This window comes from Ralstonia sp. VS2407 (assembly GCF_052950655.1).
Window position 1 is genome coordinate 1 of the sequence record NZ_JBRFVG010000121.1, and the last position, 541, is coordinate 541.

A 541-nucleotide genomic window follows, 5' to 3' on the forward strand; every position below is an offset into this window, starting at 1 on the left:
TTCTCCTCCAGTTCAGAACGACAATGGCACTCATCGTACACAAATACGGCGGCACTTCGATGGGCTCGGTCGAGCGCATCAAGAACGTCGCGAAACGCGTCGCAAAATGGCATCAGGCCGGGCACCAGATGGTGGTCGTGCCGTCGGCGATGTCCGGCGAAACCAACCGTCTGCTCGGTCTCGCGAAAGAGATTTCGAGCCAGCCGAGCCCGCGTGAGCTCGACATGATCGCGTCGACCGGCGAGCAGGTCAGCGTCGGCCTGCTGTCGATCGCGCTGCAGGAAATCGGCGTCGAGGCCGTGAGCTATGCCGGCTGGCAAGTGCCGATCAAGACCGACAGCGCGTTTACGAAAGCACGCATTCACTCGATCGACGACGAGCGTGTGAAGGACGATCTGAACGCGGGCAAGGTCGTGATCATCACGGGCTTCCAGGGCGTTGATCCGGACGGCCACATCACGACGCTGGGCCGGGGCGGCTCTGACACGTCGGCGGTGGCGGTGGCGGCTGCGCTGGGTGCCGAAGAGTGCCTGATCTATAC

Annotated in this window: 1 protein-coding gene; it reads left to right on the plus strand. The window is 62.8% G+C overall.

The genetic code is table 11. The annotated features are described in order from the left end of the window. Nucleotides 1-23: 23 nt before the first annotated feature. A partial coding sequence (locus ACU8YE_RS24170; protein ID WP_446929899.1) for an amino acid kinase family protein occupies nt 24-541 on the plus strand: 518 nt, incomplete at its 3' end.